This is a genomic window from Sandaracinobacter neustonicus, assembly GCF_006385875.1.
GTDB lineage: Bacteria > Pseudomonadota > Alphaproteobacteria > Sphingomonadales > Sphingomonadaceae > Sandaracinobacteroides > Sandaracinobacteroides neustonicus.
Genome location: NZ_VFSU01000011.1, coordinates 37,226 through 53,202 on the forward strand (window position 1 = coordinate 37,226; position 15,977 = coordinate 53,202).

11 protein-coding genes are annotated in these 15,977 nt (G+C 63.9%); 8 read left to right on the forward strand and 3 right to left on the reverse strand.

The features are described from left to right. The first annotated feature begins 7 nt into the window (after positions 1-7). The 3 genes from FJQ54_RS01790 (at position 8) to rplL (ending at position 2,002) form a co-directional block, all read left to right on the forward strand. Positions 8-742: a carbonic anhydrase family protein gene (locus FJQ54_RS01790; RefSeq protein ID WP_207790337.1), complete on the forward strand. Its 735-nt coding sequence runs from the start codon at positions 8-10 to the stop codon at positions 740-742. Positions 743-1,087: 345 nt separating this feature from the next. Next, on the forward strand, positions 1,088-1,603 hold the full coding sequence (gene rplJ, locus FJQ54_RS01795) for a 50S ribosomal protein L10 (protein WP_140926573.1): 516 nt from the start codon (positions 1,088-1,090) through the stop codon (positions 1,601-1,603). Positions 1,604-1,621: 18 nt separating this feature from the next. Then, positions 1,622-2,002, forward strand: a complete 381-nt coding sequence (rplL, locus tag FJQ54_RS01800; protein WP_140926575.1) for a 50S ribosomal protein L7/L12 — start codon at positions 1,622-1,624, stop codon at positions 2,000-2,002. Positions 2,003-2,256: 254 nt separating this feature from the next. Here the strand turns inward: rplL and FJQ54_RS01805 are convergent, their stop codons facing one another. The 3 genes from FJQ54_RS01805 to FJQ54_RS01815 all read right to left on the reverse strand — a co-directional run bounded on the left by FJQ54_RS01805 (position 2,257) and on the right by FJQ54_RS01815 (position 3,521). Continuing rightward, on the reverse strand, positions 2,257-2,466 hold the full coding sequence (locus tag FJQ54_RS01805; protein WP_140926577.1) for a helix-turn-helix domain-containing protein: 210 nt from the start codon (positions 2,464-2,466) through the stop codon (positions 2,257-2,259). After that, on the reverse strand, positions 2,466-2,990 hold the full coding sequence (locus tag FJQ54_RS01810) for a DUF2975 domain-containing protein (protein WP_140926579.1): 525 nt from the start codon (positions 2,988-2,990) through the stop codon (positions 2,466-2,468). The genes FJQ54_RS01805 and FJQ54_RS01810 overlap by 1 nt, the downstream gene beginning before the upstream one ends. A gap of 93 nt (positions 2,991-3,083) precedes the next feature. Next, entirely contained in the window at positions 3,084-3,521 is a 438-nt protein-coding gene (locus tag FJQ54_RS01815) for a hypothetical protein (RefSeq protein WP_140926581.1), read from the reverse strand. Positions 3,522-3,786: 265 nt separating this feature from the next. On the opposite strand from FJQ54_RS01815, the gene FJQ54_RS18055 reads away from it, so the two are divergent. From FJQ54_RS18055 to FJQ54_RS01835, 5 genes are all read left to right on the forward strand, one after another. Then, positions 3,787-5,559 carry a hypothetical protein gene (locus FJQ54_RS18055; RefSeq protein WP_408006008.1) on the forward strand — a complete coding sequence of 591 codons (1,773 nt, stop codon included), beginning with the start codon at positions 3,787-3,789 and terminating at the stop codon, positions 5,557-5,559. Positions 5,560-5,585: 26 nt separating this feature from the next. Then, complete coding sequence (gene rpoB, locus FJQ54_RS18060) at positions 5,586-7,946, forward strand: DNA-directed RNA polymerase subunit beta (RefSeq protein ID WP_408006009.1); 2,361 nt, start codon at positions 5,586-5,588, stop codon at positions 7,944-7,946. Between the two features lie 45 nt (positions 7,947-7,991). Further along, positions 7,992-12,185, forward strand: a complete 4,194-nt coding sequence (rpoC, locus tag FJQ54_RS01825) for a DNA-directed RNA polymerase subunit beta' (protein ID WP_140926583.1) — start codon at positions 7,992-7,994, stop codon at positions 12,183-12,185. A gap of 359 nt (positions 12,186-12,544) precedes the next feature. After that, a complete protein-coding gene (locus tag FJQ54_RS01830; protein WP_140926585.1) occupies positions 12,545-14,767 on the forward strand; it encodes a M28 family peptidase in 2,223 nt (740 codons plus the stop codon). Between the two features lie 47 nt (positions 14,768-14,814). Continuing rightward, on the forward strand, positions 14,815-15,966 hold the full coding sequence (locus FJQ54_RS01835) for a glycosyltransferase family 4 protein (RefSeq protein ID WP_140926587.1): 1,152 nt from the start codon (positions 14,815-14,817) through the stop codon (positions 15,964-15,966). The last annotated feature ends 11 nt before the right edge of the window (positions 15,967-15,977 follow it).

Here is a 15,977-nt window from a genome sequence, read left to right on the forward strand (position 1 = left end):
GTTGGTGATGGCAGAGCATGAGCATGGGGAGGGCTGCGGTTGCAGCGGGATGGATCGGCGCAGCCTGTTCGGGCTTTCGGCCGTGGGTGCGATGGCTGTGGCCGGGTTTGCCAGCGCGGCGAGTGCGCAGGTGCTGACGGCCGAGATGCGCGACAAGCTGACGCCCGAACAGATCGTGGACCTGATCCTGAAGGGCAATGCGCGTTTCGTGGCCGGGAAGCCGCAGCCGCGCGACTGGCTGGCCGAACAGCGCGGCACCGCGGGCGGGCAGCATCCGGCGGCCATGTTCCTGTCGTGCGTAGACAGCCGCGCGCCGGTGGAGGTGATCTGCGACATCGGCATCGGCCAGGCGTTCAATGCGCGGGTGGCGGGCAACGCCGTGAATGATGACATGCTGGGTTCCATGGAGTTTGCCACGGCCCTGTCCGGCGCCAAGGTGGTGATGGTGATGGGGCACAGCGCCTGCGGGGCGATCAAGGGGGCGATCGACGGCGCGCGGCTGGGCAATCTGACGCTGCTGCTGGCGCGCTTCATGAACGCCATCGACGCGACGGAGTATGCGGGTGCGCGCACCTCGAAGAATCCGGAATTCGTCGATGCCGTGGGGCGCACGCATGTGAAGATGAGCGTGCAGCTGATCCGCGAGCGTTCGCCGGTGATGCGCGATCTGGAAGCGCAGAAGAAGCTGCTGATCGTCGGCTCTTTCTATGACCTGAAATCGGGCCGGGTGGAGCTGGTCTGAGCGGATGGGGCTTTCCGCCGCAAAATCTTGACCAGCGGCGGAATCCCTGTATAGGCGCGCGTTCGCCGTGGTGGGCTTTGCCTGCTGCGGGCCGTCCGAGATTGCAGGTGTGGGGAGAGATTCCCGCTTAAGCCAGTTGGGCCTGCATGAGACGAGGAACGTGTTGCCCTCCGGTGCCGTGCGATGGCGGAGAGGGATTTGCAAGCGGGGGTTCCCCGGCTTGCCGGCGATCCTTTTCGGGCGGGCCATGAGGCCCGGATTTGCCCCCGCGCGGGGTTTTTTCGACGCACCATGGCTCTCTGGCTGCTCCTCAATTCGGGGGGGCAGTTGATGCAAGGAGTGAGCATGGATCGGAACCAGAAGAAAGAACTGGTCGCCAAACTCGCACAGACGCTGGGTGAGACCCAGGTTGTGGTGATTACCCGCAACCATGGCCTCACCGTCGCGCAGGTTTCCGACCTGCGCACGCGGATGCGTGGAGCTGGCGCGCAGTTCAAGGTGACGAAGAACCGGCTTGCCCGCATTGCCTTGGAAGGCACGCCCTATCAGGACATCGGCCAGCTTCTGGTCGGCCCTGTGGGTCTTGCCACGTCCGTTGACCCGGTTGCGGCTGCAAAGATCGCAATCGAGTTCGCGAAGACCACCGACAAGTTTGAAATTGTCGGCGCTTCGATGGCGGGCACGATGCTTGATGCGAACGGTGTGAAGGCGCTTGCCGAACTGCCGTCTCTCGACGAGCTCCGGGCGAAGCTGGTGGGTCTGTTGCAGGCACCTGCGACGAAGATTGCGCAACTTTCGACGGCCCCGGCCGCGAAGCTGGCGCGCGTGTTTGCGGCCTATGGCGACAGCGCCGCGGCCTGATAGATTAGGAGAATTCAAATGGCTGACCTGAACAAGATCGTTGAAGAGCTGTCCGCTCTGACCGTGCTGGAAGCGGCGGAACTGTCCAAGCTGCTGGAAGAAAAGTGGGGCGTTTCCGCCGCTGCGGCCGTGGCCGTGGCTGCTGCCCCGGGCGCTGGCGGCGCTGCTGCTCCGGCTGCTGAAGAAAAGACCGAGTTTGACGTGATCCTCACCGGCGACGGTGGCAAGAAGATCAACGTCATCAAGGAAGTCCGCGCCATCACCGGCCTGGGCCTCACCGAAGCGAAGACCCTGGTGGAATCCGCTCCGAAGGCTGTCAAGGAAGGCGTGAACAAGGACGAAGCTGAAAAGCTGAAGAAGCAGCTTGAAGAAGCTGGTGCGACTGTTGAGCTCAAGTGAAGTCGGCTGCGATTAGCGCGCAGCGCTAACTCGCAGACTCGACGTAACTTCGGACGGCACGCGAAGGGCCGGGGATGCAAATCCCCGGCCCTTTGTCGTGTCCGACGGCGCGGCTTTGCCGCGCTCTTTCTGTCTGTTTCTTTTGCCTCAACCGGACTCGGCGGCTTGGCCGCCGGCCGGTGTTTCCGTGGGAGGCCTTGTGCTGGCGGTTAGCCCCCACCCCAACCCCTCCCCTGACAGGGGAGGGGCTTTTCTTACGGCTCCCGCTCGTACCCCAGCAGCTCCCCCGGCTGGCACTCCAACGCCGCACAAATCGCCTCCAGCGTGGAGAAGCGGATCGCCTTGGCCTTGCCTGTCTTCAGGATGGAGAGGTTGGCGAGGGTGATATCGACCTTTTCCGACAGCTCCGTCAACGTCATGCGGCGGGCGTGGAGAAGGTCATCGAGTTTGACGGTGATCGCCATCAGACGGTGCCGTCCAGTTCCTCGCGCATGGCGCGGGCCTGTTCGAACAGTTGCGCGACGACAAAGGCGAGGAAGGCCGCGAACAGGCCGCTGAGCGACAAGTCGAAATCGACGGTGATGTTGTGATTGGGCGGCAGGCGGGTGCCGATCCAGCCGGTGACCATGCCGACGATCTGAATGCCGATCATCAGCCAGCCGATGTGCCGGAGGCGGCGGCTGTTATCGACGGTGAAGGGATCGCCTTGTGAGACGGAATTGAGAATCCAGCCAAGGCGCTGGAACATGCGTGCCCCCATCGCCAGCATGACGGCCGCGCCGAGCAGGGCGAGGCTTGCCCAAGGCTGGATGTCCGCGACTTTCAGTTCCATGCCTTTCTCGACTGCCTCGGCGATCACAGCGGGCCACGCGACCGCCAGCGTGGCGGCGATGATCAGCAACAGGATGGCCACCACGGTGCAAATGATACGGCCGGCGCTGGCGAGGAAACGGCTGGCGGCGAGCGGGATGGGGGAGGGGCTGTTCATATTGATCTCCGATATTCTGTATATCGAAAAACAATATTATTTTGCGCCATACGTCAAGAAATTTATTGATAAACGGCAAATTGATCATTTTGCCTATGGATGCGGAGGCACGATGTGCCACTCGCTGATCTGAAGCTGGCATTCATATAAATTCATATGGCCGAATCCTCCCGGCCGTGTGGCCACGCGGCCGACGCCTTCGATCATGGCTCCATTGGGGATATGCCTCTTGTCTTTGTCCTTATTTTCAACCCAGCATTCCATTGGCATACCCGAGGTGCTGATCGGTGTGCGGCAGGGAACGGCCTCATCGAGGCAAAGTAGGATGGTGTTTATCTCGAAATAGAAACGGGTGACGCCGCGAAACGAAACCTCGCGGTCATACTGCGGTGAGAGGCGTTCGTTAAAGCGGGCCTCGGCTTGTGCATCGGCCTGTTCCCGTATCTGCCGACGTTCATGGACGTTGGAGATGGTACCTATGAAGGCGAGAAGGGCGAGGCCAAGAAGCAGGGACGGGATGACGTATCGCATGGCACGCATTCTGGCATGCAGGAACCGGGCGACCAAGACGCAGGCTACCCCTTTGACACTTTCCTACAGCCGCCCTATATCCCGCGTTCCTCCACAGTTCGGGACATGGGGTGCCGTCGCGCAGCGCTTCGTACGTATGGGGCTGGGGAGGTTCAGGACACGCGATGCCGCTTGCCGCGGGGTGCCGGATGGCAACCCATTGGCAATGCGGCTTTTTGTGTCTTGTTTTTGCGCTTAAGAATTTTGACCGAAGGACCAGCGCCACATGGCAACCAAGGCCGTTGAACCCGCCCGTACTGCCCAAGCGAATCGCTTCCGTGCCACCCGCCGCATCCGCAAAATCTTCGGCAACATCGCCGAAGCGGTGCAGATGCCGAACCTGATCGAGGTTCAGCGCGAAAGCTATGAGCAGTTCCTGCGCTCCCGGCCTGAAATCGGCTATGTTTCCGGCCTCGAAAAGACGCTGCGCAGCGTGTTCCCGATCCGCGATTTCGCCGGCACCGCCGAGCTGGACTTCGTGAATTACGAGCTGGAAGACCCGAAGTACGACAAGGAAGAGTGCCGCCAGCGGGGCATGACCTATGCCGCGCCGATGCGGGTGACGCTGCGCCTGATCGTGTTCGAAGTGGATGCCGACACCGGCACCCGCTCCGTTATCGATATCAAGGAGCAGGACGTCTACATGGGCGACATGCCGCTCATGACGGAGAACGGCACCTTCATCGTCAACGGCACCGAGCGGGTGATCGTGAGCCAGATGCACCGGTCTCCGGGCGTGTTCTTCGATCATGACCGGGGCAAGACGCATTCCTCCGGCAAGTTCCTGTTCGCCGCGCGGGTGATCCCCTATCGCGGTTCGTGGCTGGACTTTGAATTCGACGCCAAGGACATTGTGAACGTCCGGATCGACCGCAAGCGCAAGCTGCCGGTGACGGCGCTGCTCTATGCGCTGGGGCTGAACGGCGAGGAAATCCTCAACCATTTCTATGGCACCGTCCGCTGGGAGCGCGACACCAAGCTGAACGGCTGGCGCATGCCGTTCGTGGTGGAGCAATGGCGTGGCCAGAAGCCGACCTATGACGTGCTGAACGCCGACACCGGCGAAGTGCTGTTCAAGGATGGCGAGAAGATCACGCCGCGTGCCGCCAAGAAGGCGCAGAATGAAGGTGTGACCACGCTGCTGGTGCCCGCCGACGAGATTCTGGGCCGTTACTCCGCGTTCGACCTGATCAACGAAAAGACCGGTGCCATTTACGTGGAAGCCGGTGACGAGATCACGCAGGAGCATCTGGACAAGCTGACCGACGCCGGTTTCGCCCATGTGGACGTGCTGGACATCGACGGCGTGAATGTGGGGCCGTGGATCCGCAACACGCTGATGGCCGACAAGGCCGAAGAGCGGGATCAGGCGCTGGCCGACATCTATCGGGTGATGCGCCCCGGCGAGCCGCCGACGCGCGAAACCGCCGAAGCGCTGTTCGCCGGGCTGTTCTTCGACCCCGAGCGCTATGACCTCTCGGCCGTGGGCCGGGTGAAGATGAACATGCGCCTTGGCCTCGACGCGCCGGACGATCTGACGACGCTGCGCAACGAGGATATCCTCGCGGTGGTGAAGACGCTCGTCGAACTGAAGGACGGCAAGGGCGAAATCGACGACATCGACAACCTCGGCAACCGCCGGGTGCGTTCGGTGGGCGAACTGCTGGAGAACAGCTATCGCGTCGGCCTGCTGCGGATGGAGCGGGCGGTGAAGGAGCGGATGTCGTCTGTCGACATCTCCACCGTGATGCCGAACGACCTGATCAACGCAAAGCCTGCGGTGGCGGCGGTGCGCGAATTCTTCGGCTCCAGCCAGCTGTCGCAGTTCATGGACCAGACCAACCCGCTGTCTGAAGTGACGCACAAGCGTCGCGTGTCGGCGCTTGGGCCGGGCGGTCTGACGCGGGAGCGCGCGGGCTTCGAAGTCCGCGACGTTCACCCGACCCACTATGGCCGAATCTGCCCGATTGAAACGCCCGAAGGGCGAACATCGGCCTGATCAACAGCCTTGCGACCTTCAGCCGGGTGAACAAGTACGGCTTCATCGAAACGCCTTACCGCAAGGTGGTGGATTCGAAGGTGACCGACGAGGTGATCTACCTCTCGGCCATGGAAGAAGCGCGCCACACCATCGGTCAGGCCAACGTGGAACTGGATGCGGACGGCCGCATCGTGGAAGATCTGGTGTCTGCCCGTGAAGCGGGCGAATTCCTGATCGCGCCGCGTGAACAGATCACGCTGATGGACGTCAGCCCGAAGCAGCTGGTGTCTGTCGCGGCGTCGCTGATTCCGTTCCTTGAGAATGATGACGCCAACCGCGCGCTGATGGGCTCCAACATGCAGCGGCAGGCCGTGCCGCTGGTGAAGGCGGAAGCGCCGTTCGTGGGCACCGGCATGGAAGAAACGGTGGCACGGGATTCCGGTGCCGCCATCGCCGCCCGCCGAGCCGGGATCGTCGATCAGGTGGACGCCGGGCGGATCGTGATCCGCGCGACCGAAGAGGTCGAGCCGGGCAAGACCATGGTGGACATCTACACGCTGATGAAGTTCCAGCGCTCCAACCAGAACACCTGCATCAACCAGCGCCCGCTGGTGAAGGTGGGCGATGTGGTGGCCAAGGGCGACATCATCTGCGACGGCCCCAGCACCCAATATGGCGAGCTGGCGCTGGGCCGGAACGCGCTCGTCGCGTTCATGCCGTGGAACGGCTACAATTATGAGGATTCCATCCTCATCAACGAGCGCATCGTGCGCGAGGACATCTTCACATCGATCCACATCGAGGAATTCGAAGTGATGGCCCGCGACACCAAGCTTGGGCCGGAAGACATCACCCGCGACATCCCGAACGTGGGCGAGGAAGCGCTGCGCAACCTCGACGAAGCGGGCATCGTTTACATCGGTGCCGAAGTGGAGCCGGGCGATATTCTGGTGGGCAAGATCACGCCCAAGGGCGAAAGCCCGATGACACCGGAAGAAAAGCTGCTGCGCGCCATCTTCGGGGAAAAGGCGAGCGATGTGCGCGACACCTCGCTGCGGCTGCCGCCGGGCGTGGCGGGCACCATCGTCGAAGTGCGGGTGTTCAACCGCCACGGCATCGACAAGGACGAGCGCGCGCTGGCGATCGAGCGCGAGGAAATCGACCGGCTGGAAAAGGACGCGGCGGACGAACGCGGCATTCTGGACCGCGCGACCTATGCCCACCTGCGCGACATGCTGCTGGGGCAGACGGTGGTGACCGGGCCGAAGGGCGTGAAGAAGGGCGCGGAGATCGACCAGGCGCTGCTGGATGAAAATCCCAAGCGCGAATGGTGGAAGTTCGGCGTGGCCGACGACAATGCGCAGGCCAATCTGGAAGCCAGCCGCGCCCAGTATGACGAAGCGATGAAGTCCATCGCCGAGCGTCTGGAAGACCGGAAGGACAAGCTGCAGCGCGGTGACGAACTGCCGCCGGGCGTGCTGAAGATGGTGAAGGTGTTCGTCGCGGTGAAGCGCAAGCTGCAGCCGGGCGACAAGATGGCCGGCCGCCATGGCAACAAGGGGGTTATCTCCCGCATCCTGCCGTCGGAAGACATGCCGTTCCTGGAAGACGGCACCGCCGTTGACCTCGTGCTGAACCCGCTGGGTGTGCCGTCGCGGATGAACGTGGGGCAGATCTTTGAAACCCACCTTGGCTGGGCCGCGCGCGGCCTTGGCCGTCAGGTGGCCGGGCTGCTGGAGGATATCCGTTCGAAGAACGAGGCGGCCGTCGCCAATGCGAACGGCAACATCGCGACGCTGCGGACGAATCTGGACGCCGTTTACGGCGAGCAGGCCAATGTGGCGGCGATGACCGACGAAGACCTGATGAAGTTCGCGGACAGCCTGACCCCGGGCGTTCCGATGGGCACCCCGGTGTTCGACGGCGCCAAGGAAGCCGATGTGTCGCACATGCTGGAACTGGCCGGGCTGAACAGCTCGGGGCAGGTCGAGCTGTTCGACGGGCGGACGGGCGAGGCGTTCGACCGCAAGGTGACGGTTGGCTACATCTATATGCTGAAGCTGCACCACTTGGTCGACGACAAGATCCACGCGCGGTCCATCGGGCCGTACAGCCTCGTCACCCAGCAGCCGCTGGGCGGTAAGGCGCAGTTCGGTGGCCAGCGCTTCGGGGAAATGGAAGTGTGGGCGCTGCAAGCCTATGGCGCGGCCTATACGCTGCAGGAAATGCTGACGGTGAAGTCCGACGATGTCGTCGGCCGCACCAAGGTCTATGAAGCGATCGTCAAGGGTGACGACACCTTCGAGGCCGGCATTCCCGAAAGCTTCAACGTGCTGGTGAAGGAAATGCGCTCGCTCGGCCTGAACGTCGAGCTGAAGGCAACCGACGCCGACGCGGACGCCTGAACATCTGAATCTGATCAACCCCCTTCGAGGGGGTGAGGAGAAGTTATGAACGAACTGGTTCCCAACGCTTTCTCTCCGGCCGCCAAGCCGGAGACGTTCGATCAGATCCAGATCTCGATCGCGTCGCCCGACAAGATCCGCAGCTGGTCTTTCGGGGAGATCAAGAAGCCCGAAACCATCAACTACCGCACGTTCAAGCCCGAGCGTGACGGCCTGTTCTGCGCGCGGATCTTTGGCCCGATCAAGGATTACGAATGCCTGTGCGGCAAGTACAAGCGCATGAAGTACAAGGGCATCGTCTGCGAAAAGTGCGGCGTTGAAGTGACGGTTTCGAAGGTCCGCCGGGAACGGATGGGCCATATCGAACTGGCGGCCCCGGTTGCCCACATCTGGTTCCTGAAGTCGCTTCCCAGCCGCATCGGCATGCTGCTGGACATGACGCTGAAGGATCTGGAGCGCGTCCTTTACTTCGAAATGTACATCGTCACCGAGCCGGGGATGACCCCGCTCAAGAAGTTCCAGCTTCTGAACGAAGATGAGTATCTGGAAGCGCAGGACCAGTATGGCGAGGAAGCCTTCCGCGCCGGCATCGGTGCGGAAGCGATCCGCGAACTGCTGATGGAGCTGGACCTCGCGACCGAGAAGGAAGAGCTGCTTGAGGAGCTGGCGACGACCAAGTCGGAGCTGAAGCCGAAGAAGATCATCAAGCGCCTGAAGATCGTGGAATCCTTCCTGGAATCGGGCAACCGGCCGGAGTGGATGATCCTGACGGTGATCCCGGTGATCCCGCCGGAACTGCGCCCGCTGGTGCCGCTGGATGGCGGCCGCTTCGCGACGTCTGACCTGAACGACTTGTATCGCCGCGTCATCAACCGGAACAACCGTCTGAAGCGGCTGATCGAGCTGCGCGCGCCGGACATCATCGTCCGCAACGAAAAGCGCATGCTGCAGGAAGCTGTGGACGCGCTGTTCGACAACGGCCGCCGTGGCCGCACCATCACCGGTGCGAACAAGCGCCCGCTGAAGAGCCTGTCCGACATGCTGAAGGGCAAGCAGGGCCGCTTCCGGCAGAACCTGCTGGGCAAGCGCGTCGACTATTCCGGCCGTTCGGTGATCGTGACCGGGCCGGAACTGAAGCTGCACCAGTGCGGCCTGCCGAAGAAGATGGCGCTGGAGCTGTTCAAGCCGTTCATCTACGCCCGGCTGGATGCCAAGGGTCTGTCCATGACCCTGAAGCAGGCCAAGAAGTATGTCGAAAAGGAACGCAAGGAAGTCTGGGACATCCTTGACGAGGTGATCCGCGAGCATCCTGTGATGCTGAACCGGGCGCCGACGCTGCACCGCCTTGGCATTCAGGCGTTCGAGCCGGTTCTGATCGAGGGCAAGGCGATCCAGCTGCACCCGCTGGTCTGCTCGGCCTTCAACGCCGACTTCGATGGCGACCAGATGGCCGTGCACGTTCCGCTGAGCCTTGAGGCGCAGCTGGAAGCGCGGGTTTTGATGATGTCCACCAACAACATCCTCAGCCCGTCGAACGGCAAGCCGATCATCGTGCCGTCGCAGGATATGGTGCTGGGCATCTACTATCTCTCCATGGAGCGGCAGGAAAAGACGCCTGAGTATATCGAACTGCCCGATGGCACCAAGCGCGAGAAGCTGCCGCTGTTCGGCGACATCTCTGAAGTGCATGCCGCGCTGACGGCGAAGGTGGTGACGCTGCACACCCGCATCGAAGCGCGCGTGCCGCAAACCGATGAAGCGGGCGCGACGCATCTGAAGCGCTTCGTGACGACTCCGGGCCGGATGCTGATCGCGGAATGCCTGCCGAAGAGCCACAAGGTGCCCTTCGCCACGGTGAACCGCCTGCTGACGAAGAAGGACATCGGCGACGTGATCGACGAAGTCTATCGTCACACCGGCCAGAAAGAGACGGTGCTGTTCGCCGACGCCATCATGGGGCTGGGCTTCCGCCACGCCTGCCAGGCCGGGATTTCCTTCGGCAAGGACGACATGGTGATTCCCGCCACCAAGGAAACGCTGGTGGAGCGGACCCGCGAGCAGGCCAAGGACTTCGAGCAGCAGTATCAGGACGGCCTGATCACGCAGGGCGAGAAGTACAACAAGGTGGTGGACGCCTGGGCGCGCTGCGGTGACGAGGTGGCTGCCGAGATGATGAAGGAAATCTCGGCGACGCCCATCGATAAGGTGACCGGGCAGCAGCGCTCGATCAACTCCGTGTATATGATGGCCCACTCGGGCGCGCGGGGGTCTCAGGCGCAGATGAAGCAGCTCGCGGGGATGCGCGGCCTGATGGCCAAGCCTTCGGGCGAGATCATCGAAACGCCGATCATCTCGAACTTCAAGGAAGGTCTGACCGTTCTTGAATATTTCAACTCCACGCACGGCGCCCGGAAGGGTCTGGCCGATACGGCTCTGAAGACGGCGAACTCGGGGTATCTGACCCGCCGTCTGGTGGACGTGTCGCAGGATTGCGTGGTGCTGGAAGACGATTGCGAGACGTCGCGCGGCCTGCTGATGAAGACCATCGTCGAAGGCGGCTCGGTGATCGTGACGCTGGCCGAGCGCATTCTGGGCCGCACCGTGTGCGACGACATCATCGACCCGAAGACGGGCGAAGTGCTGTTCGCCCGCGACGCGCTGCTGGATGAAAAGGATGTGAAGCGCATCGAGGACGCCGGCATCGCGGAAGTGAAGATCCGTTCTCCGCTGGTGTGCGAAGCCAAGCAGGGCGTTTGCGGCCGCTGCTATGGCCGGGATCTGGCCCGCGGCACGCCGGTGAACATCGGCGAAGCGGTTGGCGTGATCGCGGCGCAATCCATCGGCGAACCCGGCACCCAGCTGACGATGCGGACCTTCCACATCGGCGGCGCGGCGCAGGTGAGCGAGCAATCCAGCCACGACAGCCCGGTGGACGGCAAGGTGCTGTATCGCAACCTGCCGACCATCAAGGACAGCCGTGGCCGCACCATCGGCATGGCGCCGACGGGTGGCGAGATCGTGATCGTTGATGCCGAAGGCCGCGAGCGTTCGGTGCACAAGATCGTGTTCGGGGCGATGCTGTCTGTCGCCGACGGCGCGGCGGTGAAGAAGGGCCAGCGTCTGGCGGATTGGGATCCGTACACGCGCCCCATCATCACCGACAAGTCGGGTGTGGTGAAGTATCAGGATCTGGTGGAAAACCAGACGCTTCGCGAAGAAACCGACGATGCCACCGGCATTGCGCAGAAGGTCGTTTCCGAATGGAAGGCTTCCAAGGCCAAGGACGATCTTCGCCCGCGCATGACGCTGCTGGACGAAGGCTCGGGCGAAGCCGGCCGCTTCCTGCTGCCGGTGGGTGCCATTCTCTCGGTGGCCGATGGCCAGCGGGTGGAAGCGGGCGACGTGCTGGCGCGGATGCCGCGTGAAGCCGCCAAGACGCGCGACATCACCGGCGGTCTGCCGCGGGTGGCCGAGCTGTTTGAAGCGCGCATCCCGAAGGACAATGGCATCATCGCCAAGGTCGACGGGCGCGTGGTGTTCGGCAAGGACTATAAGGCCAAGCGCCGCGTGGAACTGCACCCCGAAGAGGAAGGTGCGGAGCCGATCGTCTATCTGCTGCCCAAGGGCAAGCATATGTCCGTTCAGGAAGGCGACCTTGTGCGCAAGGGCGACTATATCGTGGACGGCCCGGCGAACCCGCACGACATCCTGGACGTGCTGGGCGTGGAGAAGCTGGCCGAGTATCTCTGCTCGGAAATCCAGGAAGTCTATCGTCTGCAAGGTGTTAAGATCAACGATAAGCATATCGAAGTGATCGTGCGCCAGATGCTGCAGAAGGTGGAAATCACCGACGACGGCGACACCACGCTGCTGAAGGGCGAGCAGGTTGACCGGGACGAGATGGACGAGGCGAACGCCAAGGCCATCGCGGAAGGCAAGCGCCCGGCCGAAGGCAAGCCGGTGCTGCTGGGCATCACCAAGGCCAGCCTGCAGACGCGCAGCTTCATCTCTGCCGCATCGTTCCAGGAAACGACGCGAGTGCTGACGGAGGCCGCTGTTCAGGGCAAGTCCGACACGCTGCAGGGCCTGAAGGAAAATGTCATCGTCGGCCGGCTGATCCCGGCGGGCACCGGGGCGGCGCTGGGCCGCCTGCGGGTGACGGCGAACAGCCGCGACGCGGCGCTGCGCGCGCAGCAGGCGGCGATTGCCGCTGCCAGCGACGTGTCCGAAGACGCCTGATCGCGGGCTGCGGGGGCCGGGAACGGCCCCGCGCGGAACCGGGAATGGAAGGGGCTTCCGGCTGATGCCGGAGGCCCTTTTCATTTGTGCGGATGGCAGGCGGGAGGAGCGGGCGACTGCGGTGGTGGCGACGCGCCGCCGCGGAGTCAGCGTTTCCGCTCAAGCCCGACTTCGGGCGAGTTGAAGGGGTGTTGCCGGAAATGGTTGCGCCCTTTTCTTTGCCGCAACTACGCCTTAGTCCGTTTCTGGTGGGCGACGCTGCGGACGGCCGTCGCGGCTTCGATTGCACGGAGTTCAGACCCATGATGCTTGACGTGGTGGCTGCCATGGGCCGCTGTAAAATCGGGTAGGGGTTGCGAATGTCGCGGTTGGATCGGGTGAAGTCATGGTGGGGCCTGTTGCTGCTGGGCCTGCTGCTGCTGCTCTGGACGGTGCGGCCGATCGGCGTGATGGCACCAGCGCATGTGGAGAGTGAATTTCAGGCCGAGCGCGCTGTTGCCCGGCTGGCCATGATTCTGGGCGACGAACGCCCGCACCCGACCGACAGCGATGCCAATGATGCCGTGGAAGCGCGGCTGCTGGAGCAGATCCGCGCACTTGGCTTCGACCCCATCATCCGCGAACGCTTTCATTGCAGCACGATCCGGGACGGCATCGCCAGTTGCGCTAAGCCGCGCAACATCCTGTTCTGGATCACTCCGCCCAAAGACGGGACGGCAGACGGGGCTGGGGCCGTGATGCTGACGGCGCATTATGATTCGGTGCCGGCCGGACCGGGTGCCGGGGATGACGGCATCGGTGTGGCCATTGCGCTGGAAGTGGCCGGGCTGCTTTCGGCCAGACCGCTGGCGAAGCCGGTGCTGGTGATGCTGACGGATGCCGAAGAAGTCGGGCTGGTGGGGGCTGCTGCTTTTGCCGCCCATGATCCGTTGCGCAGCCGGGTGGCGGCTGTGGTGAATCTGGAGGCACGCGGCACCAGCGGCGGCGCGAGCATGTTCCAGACCAGCAAGCCCAATTCCCATGACATCGAGGCGCTGATCGCAGGTGGGCAAAAGGCCTCTGCCAACGCGCTGGCCACCAATTTCTACGAGATTCTACCCAACGACACCGATCTGACGGTGCTGCTGCCGCTGGGTGTGGATGCGGCCAATTATGCGATCATCGGCGGGGGCAAGCGCTATCACACGCCGCTGGACGATCTGGCGCATCTGGATCGCCGGTCTGTGCAGCATATGGGGGCGAGTGCGCTGGCGGCGGTGCGGGGGTTTGCCGCCCACCCGTCTGCCGGCGAGGAGCGGCAGTTGCTGTTCACGGACATCGCCCGCCTGCTGACCGTGTCGATGCCGCAATGGGCAGGGGCCTTGCTCTCCGCGCTGGGGCTTGTGGCGGCGGTGCTGTTGTTTCGCCGGTATCGCACGGAAGGGCGGTGGACTTCGATTCTGGTGCCGCCGCTGGCCCTGCTGGCCGGTGTGGGCGCTGCGATGGGGCTGGCCATGCTGGTGGGCGCGCTTCGGCCGGAAGACGCCTATGCGACCGCGCATCCCGAGGCGATCCGGCTGGCCGGTGCAGCGGCTGGCCTTGCGGTGGCGGCGGCCGTCATCGCCTTTCTGGGGGAGCGGTCTGCCGTTCGCATGGCAGCCGCCGCATGGATCTGGCTGGCGGTGCTGACGCTGGCGGCGTTCTATTTCGTGCCGGGCGCCGCGATCTTTTCCGCATGGCCGCTGATCCCCGTGATCGCGGCGAGCCTCGCCTCGCTGTGGCGGCCGTTGCGCTGGCTGGTGCTCCCCCTGCTGCTGCTGGGGGCGGTGCTGTTTGCGCTGATCGCGCTGCCGCTGGCGGGATTGCTGGAGGATGGGTTGTTTCCCGAACATGCCGCGTTCATCAGCCTGCTGGCCATCTTCATTTTCCTGTTCTTCATGCCGGTGGCCGCATCGCGCCGCTGGCTGGTGCCCGCGGCGGCGGGGGCGGTGATGCTGGCGGCGACAGCGGCGGCCCTGCTGGTGCCTGCTTACAGCCTCGATTCGCCCCGGCACTTATCTGTCGTGCATCAGGATGCGGATGGGGTGGCGCGCTTCCGGCTTCCCGACAACGGGCCGGTCCCGCCGGAGATGGCGGCCGTCGCCGCCTTCTCCAAAGGTGGGGACAAGGGTGAGAGCTGGGAGGCTCCCGCGCCCCGGCTTGCGGACGAGGGCAGGGCTTCCATCAGCAGCGGCCAGACGGCGGATGGGCGGCGCGTGCTGCGGATCAGCCTGCAAGACCAGACGGCGGACCGGCAGGATCTGCTGATTGAGGCGGGCGATGCCATCGAAGGCGTGACGGTGCAGGGCGAGCCTGTGAAGACCATGGGCGTGCCGGCCCGGATCATCTGCAATGGCCGCAGTTGCCGATCACTGGACGTGCAATTGGTTCTGAAAGCGGGCGGCGCGTTGCCCCGGCTGAACTGGCGCAGCATTCGCAATGGGGCAGGCGATGCGGCCCGCCCACTGGTGGCGGCGCGGCCGCTGACGGCGCAGCCGGTGAATGGCGGCGACCAGCGCATTCTGATCCGGCGACTGGGCCTTGAGGCGGTTGACGAGAACTGAGCGATTTTGCCGTATCTGCGCCACAGTCCGGGTTTAGCGGCGCGATCATGGATGTCGGATCTCGGCCGCTGCGCGTTGCGCTGTTCTCGGGCAACTATAATTATGTGAAGGACGGCGCGAACCAGGCGCTGAACCGGCTTGTGGGGCGGATGATGGCGCGCGGGGTGGATGTGCGCGTCTATGCGCCGGTGGTGGATGAACCCGCCTTTGAGCCGACGGGCACGCTGATCGGTGTGCGCTCTGTGCCGATTCCGGGGCGTGGCGAATATCGGGTGGCGCTGGGGCTGCCGCGCGCGGTGAAGGCCGATCTGGAGGCATTCAAGCCCGACATCGTGCACCTTTCCGCGCCGGACTGGCTGGGCCATGACGCGAAGAAATGGGGGCAGGGGCAGGGCATTCCGGTGGTCGCATCGGTGCACACAAGGTTCGAAACCTATTTCGATTATTATAAGATGGGCTTCATCCGGCGCGGCGTGGAGCGGCTGCTGAAAAGCTTTTACGGCGATCTGACGGAAATCTATGCCCCGTCCGACAGCATGGCCGACGTGCTGCGCGCGGAGGGCTATTCCGAGAAAATCCGCATCTGGAGCCGGGGGGTGGACCGGCAGATTTTCAATCCGATGGCGCGCGACATGGCTTGGCGGCGCGGGCTGGGCATCGCCGACGATATGGCGGTGATCGGCTTCGTAGGGCGGCTGGTGCTGGAAAAGGGGCTGGACGTGGTGGCCGCGATCATCGCCGAGTTGCGCGCGCGCGGCGTGCCGCATCAGCTGATGGTGGTGGGTGACGGGCCCGCACGCGAGGCGTTCGAGGCGGACGTGCCCGGTGCCACCTTCCTTGGCTTCCAGACGGGGGCCGATCTGGGCCGCGCCTATGCCGGGTTCGACATGTTCCTGAACCCCAGCGTGACGGAAACCTTCGGCAATGTGACGCTGGAAGCCATGGCCTGCGCGGTGCCGCCGGTGGCGGCGCGGGCGACGGGCGCGTCCTCTCTGGTGGCAGACGGGGCTTCCGGGCGGTTGCTGCCGGCGGGCGATATCGGCGCGTTTGCGGATGCGCTGGAGGCCTATGTGCGGCGGCCGGACCTGCGCCGCGCCCATGGTGAGACCAGCTTCGTGCGGGCGCAGGCGTATGACTGGGATGCGATCAACGACGCGGTGATCGACCGCTATTTCAAGCTGACGGGGATCGCGGCCTGAGCGGGCCTTCC